The 25353-nt window shown below is 44.0% G+C and carries 18 protein-coding genes and 1 riboswitch; of the genes, 8 read left to right on the forward strand and 10 right to left on the reverse strand.

All coding sequences use genetic code 11. From position 1 onward, the window contains the following. Together A1D16_RS12710 and A1D16_RS12715 are read right to left on the reverse strand one after the other, a co-directional pair. A partial coding sequence (locus A1D16_RS12710) for a sigma-70 family RNA polymerase sigma factor (protein ID WP_290710021.1) occupies positions 1–600 on the reverse strand: 600 nt, incomplete at its 3' end. 411 nt (positions 601–1011) lie between these two features. Then, positions 1012–2253, reverse strand: coding sequence for a DUF1343 domain-containing protein (locus A1D16_RS12715; protein ID WP_290710023.1), 1242 nt, complete (start codon positions 2251–2253; stop codon positions 1012–1014). A 220-nt stretch (positions 2254–2473) separates the two neighbouring features. On the opposite strand from A1D16_RS12715, the gene A1D16_RS12720 reads away from it, so the two are divergent. Next, complete coding sequence (locus tag A1D16_RS12720) at positions 2474–3856, forward strand: cytochrome ubiquinol oxidase subunit I (protein ID WP_290710025.1); 1383 nt, start codon at positions 2474–2476, stop codon at positions 3854–3856. Positions 3857–3866: 10 nt separating this feature from the next. Next, complete coding sequence (gene cydB, locus A1D16_RS12725) at positions 3867–4895, forward strand: cytochrome d ubiquinol oxidase subunit II (protein WP_290710027.1); 1029 nt, start codon at positions 3867–3869, stop codon at positions 4893–4895. Positions 4896–4933: 38 nt separating this feature from the next. Here the strand turns inward: cydB and A1D16_RS12730 are convergent, their stop codons facing one another. From A1D16_RS12730 to A1D16_RS12740, 3 genes are all read right to left on the reverse strand, one after another. Beyond that, positions 4934–5890: a DUF1080 domain-containing protein gene (locus A1D16_RS12730; RefSeq protein ID WP_290710029.1), complete on the reverse strand. Its 957-nt coding sequence runs from the start codon at positions 5888–5890 to the stop codon at positions 4934–4936. A gap of 171 nt (positions 5891–6061) precedes the next feature. Continuing rightward, on the reverse strand, positions 6062–7288 hold the full coding sequence (locus A1D16_RS12735) for a hypothetical protein (RefSeq protein ID WP_290710030.1): 1227 nt from the start codon (positions 7286–7288) through the stop codon (positions 6062–6064). A 53-nt stretch (positions 7289–7341) separates the two neighbouring features. Further along, positions 7342–8175: a LytTR family DNA-binding domain-containing protein gene (locus A1D16_RS12740; RefSeq protein ID WP_290710032.1), complete on the reverse strand. Its 834-nt coding sequence runs from the start codon at positions 8173–8175 to the stop codon at positions 7342–7344. Positions 8176–8232: 57 nt separating this feature from the next. After that, a riboswitch (cobalamin riboswitch) is annotated at positions 8233–8442 on the forward strand. A gap of 34 nt (positions 8443–8476) precedes the next feature. On the opposite strand from A1D16_RS12740, the gene A1D16_RS12745 reads away from it, so the two are divergent. Continuing rightward, positions 8477–9073 carry a DUF6580 family putative transport protein gene (locus tag A1D16_RS12745; RefSeq protein WP_290710034.1) on the forward strand — a complete coding sequence of 199 codons (597 nt, stop codon included), beginning with the start codon at positions 8477–8479 and terminating at the stop codon, positions 9071–9073. Between the two features lie 4 nt (positions 9074–9077). Next, positions 9078–9722 carry a diphthine--ammonia ligase gene (locus A1D16_RS12750; RefSeq protein WP_290710036.1) on the forward strand — a complete coding sequence of 215 codons (645 nt, stop codon included), beginning with the start codon at positions 9078–9080 and terminating at the stop codon, positions 9720–9722. A 43-nt stretch (positions 9723–9765) separates the two neighbouring features. On the opposite strand, the gene A1D16_RS12755 is transcribed toward A1D16_RS12750, so the two are convergent. The 3 genes from A1D16_RS12755 to A1D16_RS12765 are packed head-to-tail and all read right to left on the reverse strand — an operon-like array spanning position 9766 to position 15483. Continuing rightward, positions 9766–13509: a caspase family protein gene (locus A1D16_RS12755; protein WP_290710038.1), complete on the reverse strand. Its 3744-nt coding sequence runs from the start codon at positions 13507–13509 to the stop codon at positions 9766–9768. Then, the gene (locus A1D16_RS12760) at positions 13502–14308 is read right to left on the reverse strand and encodes a hypothetical protein (protein WP_290710040.1); all 807 of its coding nucleotides are present in this window, start codon (positions 14306–14308) and stop codon (positions 13502–13504) included. The genes A1D16_RS12755 and A1D16_RS12760 overlap by 8 nt, the downstream gene beginning before the upstream one ends. A 2-nt stretch (positions 14309–14310) precedes the next feature. Continuing rightward, on the reverse strand, positions 14311–15483 hold the full coding sequence (locus tag A1D16_RS12765) for a hypothetical protein (RefSeq protein WP_290710042.1): 1173 nt from the start codon (positions 15481–15483) through the stop codon (positions 14311–14313). 205 nt (positions 15484–15688) lie between these two features. On the opposite strand from A1D16_RS12765, the gene A1D16_RS12770 reads away from it, so the two are divergent. The 4 genes from A1D16_RS12770 to A1D16_RS12785 all read left to right on the forward strand — a co-directional run bounded on the left by A1D16_RS12770 (position 15689) and on the right by A1D16_RS12785 (position 22251). Then, entirely contained in the window at positions 15689–16210 is a 522-nt protein-coding gene (locus A1D16_RS12770; RefSeq protein ID WP_290710044.1) for a sigma-70 family RNA polymerase sigma factor, read from the forward strand. A 71-nt stretch (positions 16211–16281) separates the two neighbouring features. Then, positions 16282–17316, forward strand: coding sequence for a FecR domain-containing protein (locus tag A1D16_RS12775; protein WP_290710046.1), 1035 nt, complete (start codon positions 16282–16284; stop codon positions 17314–17316). A 97-nt stretch (positions 17317–17413) separates the two neighbouring features. Continuing rightward, entirely contained in the window at positions 17414–20740 is a 3327-nt protein-coding gene (locus A1D16_RS12780) for a SusC/RagA family TonB-linked outer membrane protein (protein ID WP_290710048.1), read from the forward strand. A gap of 17 nt (positions 20741–20757) precedes the next feature. After that, on the forward strand, positions 20758–22251 hold the full coding sequence (locus A1D16_RS12785) for a RagB/SusD family nutrient uptake outer membrane protein (protein WP_290710050.1): 1494 nt from the start codon (positions 20758–20760) through the stop codon (positions 22249–22251). Between the two features lie 50 nt (positions 22252–22301). On the opposite strand, the gene A1D16_RS12790 is transcribed toward A1D16_RS12785, so the two are convergent. Together A1D16_RS12790 and A1D16_RS12795 are read right to left on the reverse strand one after the other, a co-directional pair. Further along, positions 22302–24278, reverse strand: coding sequence for an FAD-dependent oxidoreductase (locus A1D16_RS12790; protein WP_290710052.1), 1977 nt, complete (start codon positions 24276–24278; stop codon positions 22302–22304). Between the two features lie 9 nt (positions 24279–24287). Next, positions 24288–25340: a dihydrodipicolinate synthase family protein gene (locus A1D16_RS12795; RefSeq protein ID WP_290710054.1), complete on the reverse strand. Its 1053-nt coding sequence runs from the start codon at positions 25338–25340 to the stop codon at positions 24288–24290. Positions 25341–25353 lie beyond the last annotated feature (13 nt).

Genomic DNA, 25353 nt, shown 5'->3' on the forward strand with positions numbered 1-25353 from the left:
TCCCACAGCATAGTCCGGGTGCTTTAGCAGGCATTCGCGGATTTGTTTGGTGGCTTTTACTATATGATCGCTAATTGTAGAAGGCGATACATTCAGTAATTGTCCCACTTCGTCATAGGATCTGCCTTCGATTTTGACGAGTTGAAATACCTGCCTGCGCTGCGGTGGCAGGCTGTTTATAAGTGAATGGAGTAATTGGGCATTTTCTTTACGGTACAAGGCTTCTTCGATAGAATCGTAGGCAGATATGGCAGCTTTTTTTATTGCAGTCATCAACTGGCGATCTCTGGAGGCTTTCCGGAAATAGTCAATTGCCAGGTGTTCCACCACTGTATTAATATAGGAAAGAAATGATTTTTCGGGATCCAAAGAGGCTCTTCGATTCCAGATTCGCAAAAAAGCTTCTTGTAAAAGATCACTGGTATACTGTTCCGATTTTGTAATACGCAATAATTTAATGGCCAAACCGGGACAGTAATGCTTGTAGAGTTGTTCAAATGCCGCTTCACTGCCAGTCGACAATTGACTGACCAGCTCCTTTTCATTGTATAAAGAAGTGAATGGCAAAGCAGTTATGTTTTCCGATTGAAAATCTCTCATTTTTATGATATAGCCTAGTGCATACGATTGCACAAAATTAGCATACGCTTATTTTGCCGGGGGGGCTTGTCGGCGTTCTGCCGGGCAGGGTGAGTGGAGTTGATGGTTGGTACGGGCTTATTGGCAGGCTTATTGGCGGAGGGGTATTGGTGGGTTCATGGCGGGCTTATTTTCGTGTTATTGGTGAAGTGGGTGATTGCTGGGGTGCTGATGGTTGTTGGCTTGTTCTAGCGGGTTCAGGTTTGTTCTAGCGGGTGCTGGCGAGTTCTAGCGGGTGCTGGTTTGTTCTAGCGGGTGCTGGCCCGGAATCATTGCCGGTCCACGCCAATTTATAGTACCCACTGGCGCGGAATGAAGTGTATGTATGCACTGCCGGCCGCTGGGGTATGTGTTCTAACACCTGTCTGACACCTAAGGATACAACAGGTATTTTTTGCGCATTTGTTTGTAATTGGTTAAACCGGGTTCCCAGCTTGCGCGGATTTCCGATTCCGATACACCGGATTTGATTTGCTGCTGAAAGAGATCGGTGCCGGCCAGTTTGTTGATATCCCCCATCTGGTTACTCTGGCTGCGATCAAAAAATTTGTCCTTATAAGGATAGGCTTTGTACAATTCGATCATCCAGCTAAGATTGAGCTTTCCTTCTTTCCGCAACCGTTTACTATCAACCTGCATCAGGTCAATCCCATAACATACCTGGTTCATATGAAGCGGGGTTTCCGACATACCGGGTATACTTACCGGAGTAAAGGAATAACTGTATTTGCCCTTCAGTGCAGGCGCCCCCAGTTTCGTAAATGGTGTGGTAGTACCCCTACCCTGGCTGATGATAGTACCTTCAAACAAACAGATAGAAGGATAAAGGTCTATGCTTTGCTGGGTATTTAGGTTGGGAGAAGGCGAAACCGGTAATACATACGGCAGGTCATGCGCATAATTCAACATTTTGATGATCTTCAGTTCGCAGGGAGGCAGATTGCCAAGCCATTTTTCTCCATTCAACATTAGTGCAAACTCCGCAATAGTCATCCCATGCGCAATCGGAATCGGAAATTGTCCGATACCTGATTTAAACCGCATATCCAAAATCGGACCATCCACCAGGTATCCATTTGGATTGGGCCGGTCCAGTATCATCAGTTCTTTGTTGTGCTCCGCGCAGGCTTCCATCACATCCCGTAATACGTTGATATAAGTATAAAACCGACAACCTACATCCTGTATATCAAATAACATCAGGTCAACATCGGCAAGGTCGGCGGCGGAAGGTTTCCGTTTTGCTCCGTACAGCGATATAATCGGCAAACCCGTGGCCTTATCTACTTCGTCCTTAACCTTTGCTCCATTACTTGCATTGCCCCTGAATCCATGTTCGGGCCCGAATACCTTCACCACGTTCAGGCCGGCACTCAACAGGCTATCGACCAGGTGTTTCTTACCAATAACAGTGGTGGGGTTCGCCAGGATCCCAATTCGCTTACCTTTCAGGTACCCGAAATATTCATCTGTTCGCTCCGCCCCCGTTTTAATTCCGCTTTTTAGTTGAAAAGCAGGTGTACCAGTTTCGGCATTACTAACGTTACTGTATAAACGAAAATAAAGACATAGTCCCAAGCCAGCTGCCAGGCTGAGAAATAGAAATCGTTTCATATTCCTAAGGTATCGAAAAAATCCCAGCAGCCTGCCAAAAGGGTGCTAATTCACCTTATATTTGCACAGTCTTATAAACCTTGTAGCATGCCGAAAGAAATCGCTTTACACGAATCAGGCTGCTTGCTTCCTATAGACATCCTGCCACCGGATGCCCGTGCGTACTCCATTGTTGTTTCCACCGCCGTTTTATTTCATTTCCCCACCAATACTATTTTGTATGGATGTTGAAATTCTTTCGCGAATCCAATTTGCCTTTACTATTGCTTTTCATTATATCTATCCCCCATTGAGCATTGGCCTGGGCTTAATCCTGGTACTGATGGAAGGGCTATACCTCAAAACCGGTCTTAAGATCTATGAGGATATGACCCGGTTTTGGATCCGGATTTTTGCCCTGATCTTCGGACTGGGTGTGGCTACCGGTATTATCATGGAATTTGAGTTTGGTACCAACTGGGCAACCTATTCTAAGTATGTAGGAGATATTTTCGGAAGTGCCCTGGCTGCAGAAGGTATTTTTGCCTTCGCATTGGAAAGCGGCTTTCTTGGTGTCCTGTTATTCGGCTGGAATCGCGTTAGCTCAAAAGTTCATTTTTTCTCCACCATCATGGTGTTTCTGGGATCTATGTTTAGTGCTGTTTGGATTGTGGTCGCTAATAGCTGGCAACAAACGCCTGCCGGCTTTCATATTGTGGGCGAAGGAATGAATGCCCGTGCCGAAATCACAGATTTCTGGGCAATGGTCTTTAATCCATCGAGCATGGAACGCCTGAGCCATGTTTGGATCGGCGCTTTTCTGGCCGGCGCATTTCTGGTGTTAAGCGTACATGCGTATTATATCAAAAACAACAAACACCTGGCCATTGCCAAACCGGGTTTCAAAATTGCACTTGCGGTAGCGCTGGTATTTTCGTTTGCACAATTATTCACCGGGCATAAAAGTGCTGATGGGGTTGCCAAAAACCAGCCGGCAAAACTGGCTGCTATGGAAGGCCATTACGATAGCAGTGCAAAGGCCGATATGTACCTGCTGGGCTGGGTTAATAACCGCTCGCAAACCACTACAGGTATTAAAATTCCAGGTGGACTTAGCTTCCTGCTGCACCAGGATTTTTCTACTCCTGTAACCGGGTTAAATGCGTTTAAGCCGGAGGACCGGCCTGGCCAGATCAATGCGGTATTCCAGTTCTATCATATTATGGTTGCCATTGGTATGCTGTTGATTCTACTGACATCCTATGCCGCCTGGTTATGGTGGAAAGGAAAACTGTTCGATAAAAAATGGCTGCTGGGTATTTTCGTATGGGCGGTATTGTTACCGCAAATTGCCAACCAGGCAGGCTGGTTTGCAGCTGAAATGGGCCGTCAACCCTGGGTCGTGTATAATTTATTGCGCACATCGGATGCGTTGTCCAAATCCGTTAAAGCAGAACAGGTATTGGTATCGTTGATCCTCTTTACCCTTGTTTACGCCACCCTGCTGGTGCTGTTTTTATACCTGCTGAATAAAAAAATAAAACACGGACCGGCTGTACAGGCACCGCTCGAAGAAAAAGAAGTGGAAGCCAACAGCATTCGTGAAAACCCGATTATGAATTAAAATAAATACCATGTTCCTGGGAATAGATTACAATACCTGGTGGTTTCTGGTTTTTGGGGGAGTAATAAGTGGTTATGCAATTCTTGATGGTTTTGACCTGGGTGCCGGCGCACTCCATCTGTTCCTGAAAAAAGAAGAAAGCCGGCGTATTGCGTTGAATGCTATCGGACCGGTTTGGGATGGAAATGAAGTATGGCTGGTTATTGCGGGAGGTGCGCTCTTTGCCGGCTTTCCGGTAGCCTATGCGGCTGTATTTTCAGCATTTTATCTTCCGGTGATGATTTTTCTGATTGGGCTGATATGGAGGGCGGTAGCTATAGAATTTCGCAGTAAAGAGCCGGGTAAAATCTGGCGCCTGACCTGGGATATCGTTTACAGTTTTGCCTGTGTAGTGGTTACCTTTTCACTTGGCCTGATGTTGGGTAATGTGGCCATGGGAATACCTTTAAATGAAGAGAAGGAATTCACCGGTTCTATGTTATCTTTCTTCAACCTTTTTTCCATCCTGGTTGGTAGTACCACCCTTGCTTTATTTATGATGCACGGGGCTATTTACCTGGCCATGAAAACGGAAAACAGGTTATATGTGAAACTAACTGTACTGGCGAAAAATTTTACCATATTTTTCCTGGTGGCATTTTCGCTCACCACCTTATATACCTTGTTGTATATACCTCATCTGAGTGATCGGATTCGAAGCAATCCGCAGTATTTTATTTTCCCGGTAATTATGATATTGGCAATTGCGAGTATTCCGCGGCAGTTAAAAAGGGGGAATTACCGGCTGGCATTTGTTTTTTCTTCTATTACAATAGCCTCTTTACTAATAGCGGTGGCGGTGGAAGTGTTTCCCAATTTGTTGTATGCGAGTAATAATCCGGCAAACAGCATCACCATAGAAAATGCAGCCTCCTCTCAAAAAACGATGAAAACGCTGTTGATCATTGCTTTAATCGGCACGCCATTGGTTGCTACCTATACGGCCTTTGTTTTCTGGACCTTTAAGGGTAAAGTAAAACTGGATGAAATGAGTTATTAAACGTCAGACAGGTGTTAGAACACCTGTCTGACGTTTAATCATCGAGCTGGGGTAATGGTAATATTGCGGAATTCAATTGGACCATGATCTCCCTGAAAATAAATCGGCCCCGGTTCTCCTTCGCGGCTATCCAGCGCTCCCCCGGTAATACCCGGAATTTCCTGGTAATATACCACCTGCTTGCCATTTAAAAATACCGTTACATACCGGCCTACCAGCGTAATATCATAACTCTGCCACTCTCCTGCAAGCCTTGCAGCCATCTCTACGGGAGATATAAACCCATAAATGGCACCCAGCAAATCTTTGGCAGGGTCTTTCCCATAACTGTCCTCGATCTGTACCTCATAACGACCTCTTAAGTACACACCACTATTACTTCCTGCCGGACAACGGAACTCTACATGCAACTTAAAATCACCAAACTTGTCAACCGTTGCCAGATTAACACCCGACTTCGGACTTTTTAATACCCCGTTTTCAACAACCCATTGATTATGTTCCCCCATCGGCTTCCATCCGTCGAGATTTTTGCCATTAAATAATGCTACCGGCTTGCCCCAAACCGGCGCTTTTGCAGGACGCAACGCAGGGGCTTTTACGCCCGTAAACGGCCATACCTTGCCATTCGCTTCCACCATCGTTCCCGTTAATTTCCCGTCTGTAAGCACAGCTTCAAATTTCTGATCATTGTCCTCTGCTTCCCATTGCGGCGGTAAACTAAACTGTAGTTTCCCGTCTGTAAAGAAAATCTGCGAAACAGGACGTGCACTTCCCCCCATTCCTACAAAATGACCCACTAATCGCTTATGACCGGAATGATTGATCTCCAGCCAGGACGGCTTAGGCACCCCATTTTCCATAACAGTTAAATCCCAGCGCCCCTCAATCTGCGGAGCCGCAGCTTTAACGGTTACATGATCCTGGGCTGCTGCTGCAAAATTTATTGCCATCAGCCATCCCAATCCAATCACATTCTGAACTAATTTTTTCATGTTCGATCAATCTTGTTGGTTCACAAATAAATGAGCTACCAAATTAAGTCTTTTACGGCTTTTACACCTCAGCGCCTGCCAAAAAAGCAGGGCCGGTTCTGCAGTAGTTGAATAACACGCATCCATAGCGTCCAATGCGGTAATTATTACACCTGAAAGGAAGGGGCCATTTTATTCGTGCTCCGGTGCGGGCAAAGCAAAATAGGCCCCCTTTGTTTTGTCCAAACAGGCCGATACCCGGGCAAAATTTTCAGCACCTGGTTGCAGGTTAATAAATTTTGCTACAATTTTCCGATACCGGTAAATAATGAGGGTAGATTCCGCTTTTTCATTCAGTTGATTCAGGTAAAGTTCCGTTTCCCGGTCGTCCAAAGAGGGTGCATAGGTGAGCGCCAGGTACCGCAAGCCCAGCTCCTGCCCCAGTTGCTGCAACTCTGCCGCTCGTTTATTTTTCGAATAGCCTTTTGCGTTAGCATAAATAAAATAAGCTTTCAGGTACTGCTGCCTTTTTGCCGATTCCTTCTCCATAAACAGTAGCCATTCACGAATCTTCGGCCAATCCGGTCGGCTTCCAACAAACAATAATAACCCATGGTAGCGGACATATTTACAAACGGGGCAGGTTCTGGTGCCTTTATCTGGCCCATAGGCATGATACGGCTGAAAAGAAGGCTGATCTTCGCCCACCGATAGGCCCGAATTTAACCCCGATGCGCTTTTTTGAGGATAACCGGGTATATGTAATCCCAGCATAATATCATGTTCAGCCACCTGCTTTTTGCCATCCAGCAATACCCTAAGCACCCCGTTTCCTCCCCTGTTTTCCGGCGGGTATTTTTTGATGTAGGGTAGCAGGAGCGGATCATCATCAAATACCAGATCATCTACGTAATAAGGATGCTGAGCACCCGGCTCCAGAATAAATAAATGAATATGTGCCGGTATTTTTTCTCCGGGATAAGGCGCCGGTCGGCAGGTAAAAATCTTGTACTGTCCATTTTCATCTGATTTTACCCAGCCGCGGAGCCGCCCATGCTGCAGGGCAGCCGGATGCATGCCCTCGCCACCGGCATAATACCCCGTTTCGTCTGTTTGCCAATAGTAAATGATTACACCCGGTACAGGACGAATTCCTTCCCTGTCAAATACGGTTCCGGATAGTATGAGCTGCTGGCTGGCCCCCTGCCACCCTTTGCTGGTATCAACTGCATCAATTTGTTCCGGCATACCTGCAAATAATAGTTCACATCCATCACAGGCAGGCGCCGCCGCCGGTGTTGCCTGCGCTATTTTATGGTGATTACCAGGCTGCCCGGTACAGGAAGCAGAAAACAAGGTAAAAAAAGGCAGTACCAATAGGAGGGATACTACAAAACTCGATCGCACTGAAAAAAGCATAGTATATAGTTTGTTGCAAACTACCTGTTGCACCAACCCTTCACCTAATTAAATCAGCTGACCTGAGTGGAATTTGCTTTATCCTGAAAGGCAGCCCGGAACGCTGCCCCGTAATTTCTGCTGAGCCGAACCACCGCATCGTTTAACAGCACCAGGTCATAATCCCCGTTCTGGCGCGAGGTATAATGGCGAATTGCCTTTAGCTGTACGATAAACGACTTATGTACCCGGATAAAACTGGCCGGATCCAATTGCGCGGACAATCCGCTTAAGGAACCCTTGTACAGGTATTTTTTACCCTGCAGGTGGAGCTGCACATAAGGTGTTTGCGCTTCCAGGTACCATATATCTTTTACCTGTACCGGAATTTTTCGGCTGCCTTCCGTAACCAGGAGAGTAGAACTATAACTGCTGGCGGGGTTCTCCGTTGGCGGGGGCAATACCTGTCTTTTCCGGCTGCTCCAGCCATGCCCGATTACCGGAATACTGTATACAACCAGTAAAACGTAGAGGTATTCGGTTATTGCAAACCAAATGGTTTGTCTGATCTCAAATTGATGGGTATAAAATAAGCCGGATATTAACCAGACCAGCATTGAAAACACCAGCAGATGCACCAGTACAGATAAAACAACCCATGTTAACCCCTTTATCAACCGTTGCTTTTTTAGATGCAACAGGCAATTCCACTGAATAGCAATAAGGGGAACAAATAAAAACCAGAAACTACTGAATAACAACGATTCCTCCAGGTAATAAGAGCTACCCTGCCGAATGGTATAGAGGTAATCCTGCAGCAGCGTTAACGAAGTAAGTAATGCGGCAGTCAACCATAACCATTTGATCCGGCTAATATCTTTTACTGTATGAATACGGAGCAGGAACATAGGTTGTTTCTTCCCGGAAAATTACAAAGAAATTACCGCGGCGCCTTTATTTCCACCTATATTTGGCCTGAAATTGGTTCAGCCTGCCAACAGCAGGCCGATTAAAAGGGAACCTGGTGTAAATCCGGGACTATCCCCGTAGCTGTAAATTTCCATCCAATTGTTCAGTCCCGCAGCCACTGTGCATCGCAGCTTTCGCTAAGGTTCATGGGAAGGCGCTGAATAAGGAAATAAGTCAGAAGACCTGCCAGTTCATATTTCGTCACCGGCTTTCGGGTGAAAAGCCATAAACAAAGAAATAATGTCTTTACCAAACAAGCAACCGTCTTTCGGCTTTTTACTGGTTATTATTGCAGTTACCGCTTTATTGCGCATACCCATTCAGGCAACCGGAAGTTCTCTCGCCAACTTTACGCCGGTAGGCGCCATGGCATTATTTGCCGGCAGTTATTTCAAACCCTGGTGGAAAGCTTATTTGTTTCCCCTGCTGATATTACTAATAGGCGACCTGCTCATCAATACCCTGGTTTATGAAGGTAAGTATGGGATCATGTATAAGGGCTGGTATTGGATGTACTGCATTTTTATAGCAATTACCCTAATCGGGCAGCAGTTCCTGGAAAAGAGGTCGGCTACCCGTATTGTAAGCGCAGGCATCGGCGCCTCCCTGCTTTTCTGGATGGTAGCCGATTTTATCGTTTGGGCAGGAGGTGGAACTGACCTGCGCACCATGCAGCCCCTTAGCCGCAACCTAGATGGTTTGTTACAGTGCTATTGGCAGGGCTTTCCTTTTGCACTCAATTTTATGGCCGGCACCCTAGTATACACATCGCTGTTGTTCGGGATAAGTTATCTTTTATGGAAGCCAGGATCAACCGCTTTACCCCAACATGGATAAGAGGATGAAAAATTGTCTGAGCAGCTGGAGCGGTGGAAAAGACAGTGCCTATGCACTTTATCTGGCCAAATTGCAGGGATACCAGCCCATTGCCTTATTGAATATGATGAATGAAAGGGGTCTGATCAGCCGCAGCCATGGCATTCCATTTTCTGTTTTAAAACAACAGGCAGCTGCCATGTCCATTCCTTTGTATGCAATTCCAAGTTCCTGGGAAGAGTATGAAGCCAGGTTTATACAGACCCTGCAATCTATTCAGTCTGCCAGCCCCTATTCGCAGGTAGTTTTTGGTGATATTGATTTACAGGCACATCGTGATTGGGAAGAAAAAGTATGTTCGGCAGCCGGTTTAACTGCATTTCTTCCGCTGTGGCAAAGAGACAGAAAAGAACTGGTTCTGGAAATGCTACAGGCAGGATTTGAAACGATCATCGTCAGCTGCCAATCTGAACTCGGACCAGATTTCTTAGGAAAAAAACTGTGTACCCACCTGGTGCAGGACTTGGAGGCAAGAGGCATTGACCCCTGTGGCGAAAACGGCGAATTTCATACGCTTGTTACGAATTGCCCACTCTTTAAACAGCCGGTTCAACTGGCCATAGCAGGGAAAATAAAGCACCAGGACTATTGTTTTCTTCAATTCAGATAATCCCTGGTTAAAGCAGGAAGCTATACTAGAACAATATGCTTTTTTAGCGGGTGCGCAATACCAGGTTGGAAAATTGATTTTCTGCACGTGTAACTGGTTGCTGCCTTCCTTCGGACAATAAACTAACCTGCCTGGCAACATATATTTGCAGCTCCGATAAATCAATAACGCCATCCTTATTTTCATCTGCCAGAAAAGATTTTAAGCCCTCTAACAAGCAGTGCGTAAAAAGGCCGTTTTTTACCGTTCCCTCTTCCCAAGAAAATTCACGGCTGGAAGAAGAAGATAATATATTAGCCCCAATTCCTTTATCCCCCTCCAAAAAATACTGCCGCATCAACTCATACGTCGAAAATGTAGTTAAACCGGGAGCAGTTTTCTGTTGCTGTACAGTACCAAAAACCACATTGCCTTTAACTGTACGTTGCTTTTCCTCTTGCTTTCTTTCCTCCTTATCAAAATCACCGGAATGACAAGCGTCCAAAAAAACGATCCTGTTCCTTGCGGGTATCGAATCCAGTATACCCTCCAGATCATACATACTTAACCCACGCTTTTCTGGCGCAGAAAAATCAATATCATAGGTAGAAAGATAATAATCTAATGATTGACTGATCAATCCATGTCCTGCAAAATAGATCATGACTACATCGTCCACACTTGTTTTCAAGAGCTCCTTCTTTATGGCCAGAACTTTTTCCCTGGTGACTTGCTCATTCACCAGATTAATAGGCACAATAGCCTGGAAAGGTGCAGGATTTTGTTTAAAGTATGCCAGTATATCTTTACTGTCTTTATCTGCAAACTGAAGATTCCTGGCAGCATCTTTAAACTTAGAACTGCCGATGGCAACCAGGTAAACAGTTCGTTGTGGGATAGCCGCTTTGCGGTTTATGGATAAATACTCTCTTGTACTTTCTATACCGGAGCTATTACCAAGTGATATTTCTATATCATTCTTTCCAACCATCAATGGAAGTGAAAGCGTAGTTTCCATTAAATACCCTTGCTGTTGAACCGTAGATTTTACAGGCCGTCCCTTTGTACCGAAAACAGCAACGCCGTTTACCCGTACCCAAATTCTTTCTATAGGTGATTTAACATCCTGTCCCTTAACAATTACTTGTACAGAAGCGCTTTCTACCTGATTTTTAATATCATTTGTACCAATAGAAATTTTAGGTGCAGATTGAATGGGAATTTCTACCGTTTTTATACCGGTTCTTTTCAAGCGCATCTCATACGCCTTCTGCAAACTATTTCTGCTATCAGTATTCAAATATCCGATTGAGGTCAATACTTTATCGGGGCGGTTGAGAATAGCATCAAACTGGCTATAATTATAAGTACTTCCGTTATACAGATAAGCCAGGTTGTTAACCGAATTTTTATTAGTCATGTAATATCCTTCTCTATTGACCAATAGGTAGGACGAATAGTCAGTGGACAGGAATTGAAAGACGAGCTCTCCAGTTTTATAATCTAAAAACTTTACTGTTTTATCGCCTTCCACACCGTAGAGGTATTTTCTATCGGGCGATAGATTAACTGTGTAAAAAAGATACCGTTCGTTCTGATTCACCTGTCGAATCGGTACAGATGTTTTAACCGACCATTCGATTATCCTTGCATCTGCACCGGTTGTTACAAAATTTTCATTTGAGGTAAAGCAGGCAGCTGTTGCACTGATGTTAACCGTTGTATTGAGCCAGCTCTTAAACAAGCCATTCACCTTTACCGTAAATCCATCAGACAATTTTGTCTCATATAAAAGTTTCCTTTGTTCCAATGAAAATACCCCGATTGCGCCGTCAAGTGTTACATATACCAAATGCTTTTTATCTGGCGAAAAAGCTACTTCAAATAAAAAAGATTGGTATTCAATTTTTGATTCCTTACGGGTTATTTTTATTTTTTCCAGCAACTTGCCAGTCTTATCCCAATAAGCTACATACAAATCTGCTGTACCCTTGGGTTTCCTGCTGCATAATACGGCCACAATGGTTCCATTGTTATCAATAACCTGGGGCATTATTGCAAAAAAACTATCTCTTTTTTCCCTGATTGCTAATTCAGCCAACAGTTTCATATCCTTATCTTTCCAGTCGTACAGGGAGCTGTTAACGATGTATTGTTGCTGTGTTGGTATGGGTAGTACAAAATAGGTTTCCTGGTATTGTTTTATAGACGTCTGCTTTACTGGTTTAGAAAAGTCAAGAGGTCTTTCTATAACCAACTTGGAGTCAGCTGTTCCACAAAGTCCCAAGGGCCGGTAATCTAATTGAAAAATACTGTTGTTGGCAGAATTAAACGCTGTTGTTCGCATACCTAATTCATGTATAGGCCGCAGGCTTCCAAAACTTAAACTTCCCAGGTAAGTGGTATCCATACAGGTAACTGCAGGTCCGATACTTTGTACCCTGCCATCTTTTAAATTCAACAAAAAACCATTTTGTGAAAGCTTAGGGAAATAGATCAGGGAGGTATCAATAAATACGGGGTCAAATAAACTTAGATTTCCTTTCAATGGCGAAAACTGCCCGGCAATGGTATTTGTCCTAAGGCTGTGAATTACCATATTTATAGAACATTCGGCTATCAGGCTGCGATCCCTTGAAATTGCCACTAACTTTCCGCCGTTGAATTGCCCTGATTTCAATAAACCTGCTTCTACTCCAGTAGTCGGCTCTCCGTGCATATAGGAGAAAATAACCTGGTCGCTAAAAAAATCTTTTGCAACAATCTGGTGATCATTACCAACCACTTTATCGTCAAAGTAAAGACTTAGGTCGGTATCCGTTGTAATTGTTTCAACAGATAATATATTAGATCTTTTTTCTGGAACCGGAACAATAGTATTTGACAGTTTTCGCCTTGGATTAGTAAAGCCCTCCGCTGTTAGGTACAAGAGCGTGTCTTTCGAAAAATAATAGGTCTTATCCTTCAATTTTATATCTCCTTTTAATAATAGTGCAATGTCCTCACCGACAAAACGCAGCGCTCCCACCTCAGAAACCCTTGAAACGCGTGGAATTTCAAAACTTTCATTTACCGTGAGTTTAGCATTTAAGGAATTTACAAGAGGGAACTTATAACATCTTTTATCGGTAGTTACAACCGCAATACGTTTACAGTTATCATCAATAGCCACCTTTGTTAATAAAGCTGTCTGATCATTTAGTTCAATAGATTTTTTAATCAGTAGTTTTGTACCCTCGCTGATTTTTGCATACGGATGCTCAATAGTGGCTAGCGTCCTGGATTCCAGTTCGCCTGTATTTTTCCGTACCTCGAAACCGTATATTCCGGCGGCACCATTAGATTGTAAAACCAATAAGATCTTATCGCCCAGTTCAGAAAACAATGCATGTGTATAATATAAACCCTGCTCAGGCGGAGCAAACACATAAACTTCCTTATTTGCCTGTAAATCGTAAAGTATGAACTCGCCGGCAGGAAAATCCGGAATCAATAATTTCTTTGAATCTTTGCTAAAACTTGCCTGGGGCAGGTATAACAGGGATGGCAATTTAGTTAAAGGAGCCGTTATTCTCTTTATCTGCTTCATCGTAGCAACATCCCAAATAATATGTTCGTTTGCTTCATTTCGCCCATACAGATATTTATTATTGCCCGAAAACTCGAAAAATGACAGGGATTCCTGCGAAAATCCCGATTGAACGGCTATTTGGGGAGCCGTTTGCGTTTTATCCTGTGCATATAGCTCTAAATAGCCCTTTAGTAAAAACAACAAGCCCACTAAAATAGGCCTCCCGATTTTATTCATATGCTTGAAGATAATATTGTTGTATTTCCTGTTGTAGGAGGTAATCGGCCCTTGGATTTCCCTTATATTTTCGTTCCAGAACTGTTCGGACAGCATTCAGCTCATCCCGGCTGCCCGGAGATGAAACGACCTGCAAATACAAATTTCCAAGTAAACTGGATTCATTGTTGTTACCATCAAAATAGTACAACGCTGCTGTCATATATTGCGTTGATTTTACTGGTAACTGTTTAGGCAAAACGTAGGGCATAATATATAATCGCCAGGTATTTTTTTCCTGCGCTGTAGCTCTACTCCAAATTTTTACATTTTCAATAAAGTCTCCTTCCCGGAATTGCAGGTAAAAAAAATGAGCAGAATCGGCCAATGCTTTTATCTGAACAGGAATAAAAAAACTATCAGCCAGTATTACCCGAAAGCTATCCCGGATAGAAGAAGACCTGATATAAGCAGATACCTCATCGTTAGTCTGAATAGAGGGGCTGCGACTTGCAGTCAGATTTACCTTTCCGGCAGGTATAAAATTTTCACTAACCGTAACAAGTACCCTTGAAGAAAGAGTATTACGGCTAGCTGCCATCTTGTCCTTAATAACAAATCGTCCCTTTGAAGGATGTAAAACAACCAGCCTGTCCATTGCGGTTGAATAAATCAGTTTATCAGACAACCGTATGCTATCACCGGCTTTTAATTCTTTCGAACTATTAAACGGGGTAATCTTTCCCTTTACATTGGTAATATACCACCAATCACCCGATTGGTGCCAGCCAAAGAGTAAAAGAACAAACCAGCGTATCATATCTATCTTATTAAAAACTGTATTCTTTTTTTCATTGCAAGAACAACACCTAAACAGATCATAACCAATAAAGGATTTAGAAAAACAGAAAACTTGAAAAAAGAAAAAAAACAACCTATCCAAAGAACACCAGTAATAGAAAGCAGTTTAAATAATCGCCAGGCGTTTTTTTGCCATCCAGGTTTTCTTTTCGCTTCAGTCAATTCCTCCAAGTCGCGCATTTCTGCAAAATAGACATACAAAGCAACCAGCATCGAAAAAATCGCTACATACAGCAACCATCCCAGGGTAATCTGGTTTTCGCCCTTATCAAAGCTTTGAAAAACATTTGCCAGGATATGTGTGCCCGAATATTTTCCTTCATAGGTATCATGCACATCATTTTCAAAATCTCCCAGGAAAATAATTCGATTTCGGATGAATTTTGCCAGCAATGCTTTGTTCTGCGTTTGGAATAGATCTGTCAATTCTTTCAAGTAATAAAAGGAGCTGGCACCCTCTGCATAAGCAGGTTCTTTTCGCAGAGTAAAACTTGGAATAAGATTTGCATAATAAATTCCCTTTCCGTTCCAGATAAAACCGCCCGAACGGGCAAAATTTTCACCGTCTATATTTGCTTTTAACTTTAATGGGATCGTCGGCTTATTTTGTTCAGGCCATAAATGATATTTTACCAACTTCTCGCTGGCTTCCCACCCACTGCTTTGCAAATAACCAGCATAGCCCGTTTCAATTTTTTTAAAAACCGGTAATAAAGGCCCATTATCATCTTCTCCAAAGGGTATTAGAAGGGGTCGAAGTTTTTCCATCGCCCGTTGCAATGTATCATCATCTTCTGTTGACAGATCAAATAATAAATCACAGATCACAGCTTTGGGTCTGATCGCTGTATCTGCTGTTATGAGAGAAAAAAAAGTCGCCAACCGCATCCGGTCGGTAATCGATAAGTTACCAGTAGCGTCTTCCAGTTCAACCAATTTTTTTGAACGGCTCACGTCAATAAATAAATAAGCATCTGACTGACCCGGAGGATTTTTGATCACCTTATCTACAATTGATACCGAACGGGCAAAGCTCTCTTCAACAGCTGTATTGTAAGTAATCAATGGGGAAACAATGAATAGAAGAAAAATTATAGTGGCGCTTATCAAAAAAACAAGCAATTGTTTCGCCATAGTTTCGGTATAATTATATTAATTTTCCTTAATCTATAAAAGAAAAGCCAATCAGCCAAGTATTTAGACAGGTTTACCGAAAAACCTGCAAGCCCCCTGCCTATTTTCAAAATTCACCAAAACTTGGCAAATTTTCACAAGACGATTCGCTCTGCTGGATTTAGTCTAAGTTTATTCCAGGACCCACGACTACCAATGACTGCTTATGCCTGCTACCAAGAATGCTGAAAAAGAAATTTCTACCTGGTATGAACAATACCGCGACCAGCTTTCGCATTTTGCGATGCGCCTGGGACTACAGCATTGTGAAGCAGAAGACCTCATCAATCAATTGTTCCTGGAACTTTGGGAAAAGCAGACCGATCTCTCCTCTATTGAAAAACCCAAAACATTTTTGCTGACGGCACTTAAAAGGCGGCTGATTGACCAGTACCGGAAGAAAAAATCCAACTTATTTATTGTTACGGATCAACTATCTAAGGAAGAAACAGAACCAGGCCCGCAGTTTATTATGGAACAAGCCGAAGAGCAGGCCCGGCTCCTCACCCATCTTTCCACTACTTATGCAGGTTTACCCAAACGCCTGAAGGAAATCCTTTACCTCAAATATTATAAAGGATATTCTACGAATGATATTGCATCCAGCTTTGGTATCTCCAACCGCACGGTTTATAATAGCCTGTTCGAAGCCATCAGACTACTTCGTTCCAGGCTGTCCAAAAAATAATTCAAAAAAACCTTCTTTTTTTCCGGTAAATCAAGGCAGCAGCTACGACTGTATTAATACGCATTGCCGCCATGAATCCAGCAAAAAGAACAATAGAAGAACTTCTTGCAGACGATAGTTTTTGTAACTATTGTTTCCAAACCAATGAGGAAGATATTCTTTTCTGGGAAACCTATCTTGAACTATACCCGGAAGAAAAAACAGGCATCCTGGCCGCAAAATCCATTGTACTTGGTTTACGAACTGCTATCGGACAGCAGGAATCCGGTAAGCGCCTTTTTATAAAACCGCTTCTTCGGATGGCCGCCCTGCTTTTAATAGCGCTAGGGGTTTATTATACCTATGAATGGATTAAGCCGGCAAAAAAACTACCCGGCTTTACGCAGCAATCCACTGAGTCTGGTGTATCCAATTTTATTGTTTACACCACCGCACCCGGGGAGCGTAAAAAAATCAGGCTGCCCGATAGTTCAACTGTTGAACTTAATGTTGCCTCCAGATTACAGTTAACCAAAGATTTTAATAAAACCAACCGCGATCTCTACCTGGAAGGAGAAGCATTGTTTGACGTTAGCCATAATGAAGAACTTCCGTTTATTGTTCAAACACCCGGATATGAAGTAAGGGTACTTGGCACCCTATTTAATGTAAAAGCATACCCCGGTGAATCAATTAGTGAAACTTCCCTTATAAGAGGGAAGGTTAAATTATTTAAGCCAGACGGAGGCCATCTTACCCTGCTTCCTCTTCAAAAAGTAGTGTTTGAAAACAAATCAACACGTGTTATGAACCAGGTAGCAGATTCCTTACCAGCACCGGGTATTCAACATATTATGCCAATTACCAAAAATCCGGAAGGGGCAATCAGCGAAATATCCTGGACAGTAAATACCCTTCGTTTCGAAAATGAATCTCTGTCAGACATCAGGGGCAAACTGGAACGATGGTATAATATTCATATCGAATGGAACGACAGTATAATTGGTAGCTATCGCTTTACCGGAACTTTTCAGAACGAACCTATTGAAAAGGTATTAGAAGCCCTTCAATTCAGTTACCCGTTTAATTATTCAATAAATCAGGACAAGGTTATCTTATCAAAATAAATAAGGAGAATTGGTTGCAGCCAATCCTCCTTGAAGTTGCTGCTCATCCCCTAAGTAAGAATGAGCGCTATTGTTCATAAATAAACCATACAAAGGTATGAAAATTTACTGCCTTATGTTTAGTCCGCCTCCACGCAGGTACGGACTACTCAAAATCATGAGAATCATGAAACTGACTGCCCTGCTGCTGCTAGCTGCCACCCTGCATGTATCGGCCAAATCCTATTCCCAGAAAAAGGTCACGGTCGATTTCAACAAAATTCCACTTACAGAAGCCCTCCGGTTGCTGGAGCGTAAAACCGATTACCGGTTCGTTTACAGCAATATTGTACTGGAAAAAAACCTGCTTGTGGATTTTTCGGCCCGCAACATGCCGCTTGAAATGGTGCTGGATAGTTTATTATCAAGATCTAACCTGGCCCATAAACAGATCTCCGGGAACCTGATCGCTATTCGGTCTACTATCGTTTCTTATAAACAGGATATTGTAATTAAAGGCCGGGTTACCGATACCAAGGGAAACCCCTTAAGTAATGTAAGCGTATTCAATGAAAAAGGAATCGGTGTTTACACCAATGACAACGGTGAATATTCAATTAGTGCTGATGACAACGGTAAACTCACCTTCAGTTATGTAGGTTTTGTTGCACAAACCATCGACATTAAAAACCAAACCAATATTTCAATTTCATTACAGGTAAGTAATAATGAATTATCGGATGTAGTAGTGGTAGGTTATGGCACGCAGAGCCGACGAAAAATTACAGGGGCAGTAGCCACTGTAAGTGGAGAAACGCTCAATCAGCGCGTAGCTACAAACCCGGCTACTTTACTACAGGGCCAGTTGCCCGGCCTGCAGGTAATACAAGGATCTGGTGAACCCGGTGCAGAAAATGTGAGTTTCAGAGTGCGCGGTATCGGCACCTTCAGCGAAGCTGGTAGTTCACCACTTATAATTGTAGACGGCTTACCCGGAAGCATCACCGCACTTAACCCCAATGATATTGAATCCATCAGCGTATTGAAAGATGCTGCCTCTGCTGCCATTTATGGCTCACGCGGAGCCAATGGAGTTATTGTTGTAAAAACCAAAAAAGGTGGTAATGGATTTTCTCTCAGTTATAATTATAACCTAGGTATTACCAATGTAACTTCCCTGCCCGATATGATTACCAACTCAGCGGAGTATATGGAATTGTATAACGAGGCCCGCACCAATTCAGGATTACAGCCGCAGTATACCCAGGCTCAGATCGATCTTTATAAAAATGCTACCGACCGCGTAAAATACCCGAATCATAACTGGCTGAACGATCTGTTTCAAACCGCCATTGTACAAAACCATTACCTCAACCTGAGTGGAGGAAAAGAAGGAACCAGCTATCATGTTGGTATTGGCTTAACCGATCAGCCAGGTACTATGGTAGGATTTGACTTCAAAAAATACACCCTTGATTTTGGGTTAAGTTCAAAAATCAATAAACGCATTACCATCGGGTCCAATATCCAGATGCGTTATGGTAACAAGAACAATCCTCGCCAGGGAGCCGGCGATCAGTTCCTCTCTACCCTGGCCCAATCTCCCCTGTATCCACCAAGAGCGCCCGATGGCCGCTGGATAAAACGGGCATTTCCGAATGAACAGGGAAATAAAAACTCGATCGCTATTGTTCATGAAGGCGCTACCCGTCAAACAGAAACCTATTACCTGCAGGGAAACCTGAACATGGAAGTACAGCTCTTCAAAGGATTATCCTGGGAAACCCGCGCGGGTGCCAATTACTCAGCTGGTAAATACAACGATTTCCGGCCTACCGTACAGTTGTTCTACTACAATGATATGAGCCCGGCAGGCAACCTGGACGTAGGTTCACCTGGCCTCGAAGTTGGACGGGATGATAATATTTACACCGTGTTTTATAGCCAATTCAACTATAAACGAAGTTTTGGAGAACATACGGTAAGCGGTTTCGCCGGTTACCAGGAAGAACATAATGTTGCCAGCAATATCAATGCTTTCCGGAACCAGTTTACTACCAATATTCTCAGAGAACTTAATGCCGGACCAACCAATGGCATGACCAATAGCGGAAGCTCCAATGAGTGGGCACTACGCTCCTACTATGGCAACCTCAACTACGATTACCAGGATAAATACCTGGTTGGATTCAGTTTACGGAATGATGGAACCTCCCGCCTTCCGACAGCTACCCGCAGAGGTTGGTTTTATTCTGGCTCAGCCGCCTGGCGCTTAAGCAGTGAAAATTTTCTTATGCAGGTAAAATGGCTGAATGATCTTAAACTCCGGGCTTCCTATGGAAAACTGGGTAACCAGAACATAGGTATCTATCCCTACCAGCCCACCTTACAAAACAGGGATTATGTGTTCAATAATAGTCTGCAACCGGGCTATTCAGCGTCCACCCTCGTAGACCCCTCACTAATTTGGGAATCGGCCAGTGTATTTGATCTGGGTATTGACTTTACAGCCTTTAACAATAAACTTACCGTAATTGCTGACTGGTACAATAAAAGAACCTATGATATTCTGCGGCAAGCACAGATTCCCTTATGGGTTGGTTTGAATTCGCCTACTATCAACAATGGTTCTGTACGTGATAAAGGTTTTGAACTGGCTATCCAGTACCGAGATCAGCTCAACAAAAATCTTGGCTATTTTATCGGCGGTAATGTACAGCGTTATAAAAACAGCCTGGAGAATTATGGCAGTACTGATATTGCCGGACGTTCTATCCGTAAAGAAGGAATGGAACTGGATGCTTATTATCTCTATATCTGGGACGGCATTTTTCAAAACCAGGAAGAAATTGACAAATCCCCCACACAACCTGTTACCGCCCGACCCGGCGATCTGAAAATCCGCGACATTGATGGCAATGGAAAAATCGATGACAAGGACAGGACAAGAGTAGATGGGAAATACCCAAGTTTTCAATATGCGCTGAACCTGGGCCTTAATTTTAAGCAATTTGATTTCAGTGCACAACTGTATGGCTCAGCCGGACAAAAAATCTATGTGAATGGCTGGGGAATTGAACCCTTCCGCCAGGGATCATTACCAACCACCGATTGGCGTAATCGCTGGACACCCGATAATCCTTCCCAAACCATGCCACGCATTTATGTTGCAGACGGATATGCACCCGTACAGAATTATGCGTCTACCTATTTCCTGAAAGACGCTTCCTTCATGCGGCTAAAAAATATTCAACTCGGATATACTTTACCGGGCGCTATCCTGAAGAAACTCACCATGAAGTCTGCCCGATTGTACTTTACTGCCGACAATGTATTCACCATCAGCAAATTCCCGGGCCTCGATCCTGAACGCGTAGGGGATGGCACCTATGTAACCTATCCTCAACTCCGCACTTTCACGTTTGGAGCAATGGTTCAATTTTAACTGACAAAAAAACTAGTATGAAAATCTTTTATAAATTTTTATTCACCGGCCTTGCAGCTGCTACCCTTAGCACCAGTTGTAAAAAGGATTTGCTGGAAGTAAATCCGCGTGATCAGCTATCTACTACCGTATTCTGGAAATCAGAACGAGACGCCGATCTTGCCTTAACCGGCCTTTACAATTACCTCTATGCTTCCGGTGGAAACTGGGGTTGCTCGCAATACGAAATCATGGGCTGGGACAGTTATACCGATGATGTGTATTCGCAGCACGATTACGGCGGGGGACGTTCAGCTACATCTTCCGGCATAACACCTACGAGTGGCGGTTACATTTACAGTTACTACGAAAACAACTATCGTGCTTTGGCTGCCATTAACAGCTTCCTGGCCAATATTGATAAAGTTCTATCGGGTGATAAATTGACCCAATATAAGGCAGAGGGCCATTTTTTACGCGCATTTAATTACCTCTACCTGGCTCAATTGTATGGAAATGTGCCTTTAATAACAGCCGATCCCTTTACACTGGACTTCAACAAGGGTGTAGCAAAATCATCCAAGGCCGATATTCTGAAATTTGTATTAGATGAACTGGATATTGCCATTGCAGGGCTGCCGGATCAGGGTTATACCGGGGGGCATGCTGTTAAAGGCACGGCACTTGGGTATAAAGTAAGGGCTTTACTGGAATTAAAACAATATGCCGCTGCAGCCGCTGCCGCTAAACAAATCATAGATGGAAACAAATTCAGTTTGAACAGCAACTATGCAGCTAATTTTTATAAAGCAGGACAACGTACCAGCCAGGAAATCATGTTCTCGGTGGTTTATCTTGCGCCGAATATTGTGCATGCTGATGCGGCACTGAATGTAGCCATGCACCGTTGGGGCGGATTTGTAGGCACACAAAACCTGATCGATGAATACGAAGCCGGTGATCCCCGAATGACCATGACCTGGTTTTTTGCAGGTGATGGTGCCGACAAGGGTTGGCCCTTTGATGACCCGGCGGTTGCTTCTCCAGGAAGAGCAGAATGGCCGGCTAATTTTTATATTCCCAAAAAATGGCTTACCCCTGGTGTTCGTAATCCTGATTATGGTTTACAGGGGGATAACGATTTTGTGTTACTCCGGTATGCAGATATTAAACTGCTTTATGCAGAAGCACAGAACGAAGCAGTAGGTCCGGATGCAAGCGTATACGAGCAGGTGAATGAGGTACGCAATCGGCCGGGCGTTGAAATGCCTGCACTTCCTGTCGGACTTTCACAGGCAGAGATGAGAGAACGAATCCGTCATGAACGCAGGGTAGAATTGCCCCTGGAAGGAATCCGCTATTTTGATCTCAGAAGATGGGGAATTGCAAAAGAAAAAATCAATGGCTTTGCCCCTAATCCGGCATTTCCGGACATCCGGTTGAAGTACGAAGACAAATACGAATTCTGGCCACTTCCGCAAAGGGAGATTGACCGCAATAAAGGCGTTCTGGAACAGAATACCGGTTACTAAGCAGTAGAGTTTTGGTTAAGCAGGGTCGTCTTCTTCGGAAGACGACCTTTTTATTGCAGGGGTTTCAATAAAATTGCATCCGCCAGCAGCAGCCCTTTTTCACCGGTGCCTTGTAAACGGATACTGGCACCCGGCTTCAATTCAAAGGTTCCCAGTTTATGCCATATTCCGGATGTTTGCCCGCTTACCTCAATCGAACTAAGATCAATCAAGAGGTTATGTGTTTTTTTTCCATCCCTTATAATCCAGTTCATAACCCTGGTATGACCGGGATGGCGCGGTAACAAATACACATAAAGTTCGTAGCTACCCGCACCCGGTAAAAGCGGGCGGTAAACCACCCGGCCAGAAGCCGCTCCATCTTTCAACGCAAGTATATCTTTACCAAATCCGATATATGGTAGTTTTTTCCAGCTGCCTTCTGCTTTTACCTGACTTGCATTATCTGTATCGAGCAAGATTTCCGGCTTGGAACCATCTGCCAGTGGATTTCGCTTTAGCTCTTCCTGTAATGCCGTAACATTTATATCCTGAACAGCTTTTGCTTCATTAATGGCCATGGTAGCAGCTACGGCGGCTGATTGTCCTAATACCATAAACACCGGCTCCATACGGATAGACCCATACGCTATATGGCTGGCACTTAAACAAACCGGAACCAATAAGTTAGTACAGTCTGTTTTTTTAGGTACCAATGAACGATAACTGATGGGATAAGGACCGAAACCTCCGATCTGTACATCGCCTTCATTTTTTACCATCCCATTTATAACCAGCCGTTGTGTGTTGTGCGAATCCATAGTATAAGCTGCCATGCCTACGCCATCCTCAACAAGTTCTTTTCCCTGGCAATTTGCCTGGGTCATTACATAAGAACCGATCATACGGCGGGCTTCCCGTACATATAACTGAGGTGTCCAATGATTGGATTCGAGGTATTCATCTTTAGGATACCCCCAGGTCAGCATTTCTTCCCGTAAATGCGCGGGCATTCGACGATCGTGCCCGATAAAATACAAGAGCCCCTTGATATAATTGGTATGTTTCAGTTCAATGGATTTTCGCATTGAATAGTCGGCTTCTGGATAAGCATAGTTTTCACCAATCATATCCGTTGAAAAAGGCCCGTTATTATTGATATCAGTTTTGTTATTAGGCATCAGGTCCAGTTTTAAAATAGGTCGCAAACTGGCAGCCGGTGATTTTTGCAGGTACCGAAGTAAAAGTTCATACCGCTCTGGTTGATAATCTGCAGGTTCAGTAATGGGAATGCGGTTGTCTGGTTGGTTGGTTAAACAGATCCGGTAATTATATGCCTGTACTTTGTTATCGCCAGACCCGGCGGGTGCCAGCTTTTCCTTACTGATACCCCAAAGTAATCCGCTGGAAGAATCTCCCGGAATTTTATAAGGATCCACGCCATCCGGGAACTGATGATACTGATGTACCTGAACCCCATTATAGGTTTCGCCGTATTGAGCATTAGCTTCCCTACCCACCGTATAAGCTACGCCTGCTTTTGCCATCAAATCGCCTTCATAACTGCAATCCAGGAATACTTTTGCCCGGATAGTGCGCCTTTTGCCTGTTAAATCAGTAGGGTTGGCTACCTGTATTTCACGAATGGCTCCGGCTGATTTGGTTAAGTCTACCAGGGCTGCCTCGTACCAGATTTCCAACCCTCCCCTTTTCACATAAGATTCAAAAGTGGCGAGGGCAACTTTAGGTTCAAACAACCAGGATTCAAATTTTCCATAGTAAGCGCCGATCCGCCGGTAAAAATCAAGCGACAAACCACTAACTGCAAATTTATTTCCGATATCTGTATAACCCAATCCACCGGTACTTAATCCGCCGATCCTTTTTCCCGGTTCAAGTACTATTACAGATTTTCCCATTTTACTGGCCGTGTACGCTGCTATTATGCCGGCAGAATTTCCGCCATAGATACAGATATCAACAGATTTTGGTTCCTGCCCGCCACTTAAAATAGGCCAGCAACACAAAAGGAAAATTAGCTTATGCATTAGTTCGTTTTATTCGATTGATTTTGCGAAATTATCGTCCGTCCATTCCGGGTAAGCAGCAGCAATCCGATCCAGCTCCTCCGCTTGTCCGGGTGATAGTACTTCTTCCGGGTTAAGGCAGTAGATCCCATTTAACAAGCCCTGCCTGCGTAATACCTCGTGTATTCCGGCGATGCAGCCTTTGAACTGATTGGCAGCGTCAAAAACCACGGCATTCATGTCGGTAACCGCCGCCCCGATGGTTAATAATGCTGCATAATCTCCTGAAGGGTTGGTACGGCAGGCTTTAATCATTTCCAATAAGGCTACGGCTTTGCTGGTCCATACAGCCCAATGCCCCAACAGTCCGCCTGAAAATTTTTTTTCTACTACCGTATCGTTTAGTGCAAACCGGTAGGTAGTAAGTAAATCGGCCACAATATTGTCATCGTTGCCGGTATAGAGACTGATTTCCCGGTTCCTGGTACTACTGGCTACGGCCCTAACCACATCCAGGGTCTGATAACGATTAAACGCGGCAATTTTTATAGCGTATACAGCTGGAATTTCGGCCATTGCCGACCAGAAAGAATAACTCAATACCCTACCTCCAACGGCAGGTTGTAAATAGAAACCAAATACAGGAATTATGGCTGCGATGGCTTTTGTTCTTTCCAACAGCGCTTCTTCTGAATAATCAGCCAATCCACCCATGCTAACTAACCCAATATGATATCCATATTTAACCGCCAGTTGGGCTTCCTGTACAGCCTGTTCTGTGGGTCCGCATATACCAGCCACTTTAATAAACCCGGCACTTTGCGGATGCCTGTTTATTTCAGCGGCCGCCATTTTCAGGATCGGCTCCAGCAGGTTAAAGGCAGGATCCCTGATTTCGAACTGGGTGGTATGTACACCAACTGCCAGTCCACCAGCACCACTGGCTATATAATAACGGATCAATCGTTCCTGTGCCGTTTGATCTATCTGGAGGTCGGACCTTAATGCCAATGGCAATGCAGGAATTACGACGCCTTGTTTCAATGCCTCCAGCCAGGCGGCTGATTGCGGGTCATTGTTCATGAAAACAGTTTAT

The sequence above is a fragment of the Flavihumibacter sp. CACIAM 22H1 genome (genome assembly GCF_001601815.1).
GTDB lineage: Bacteria > Bacteroidota > Bacteroidia > Chitinophagales > Chitinophagaceae > Flavihumibacter.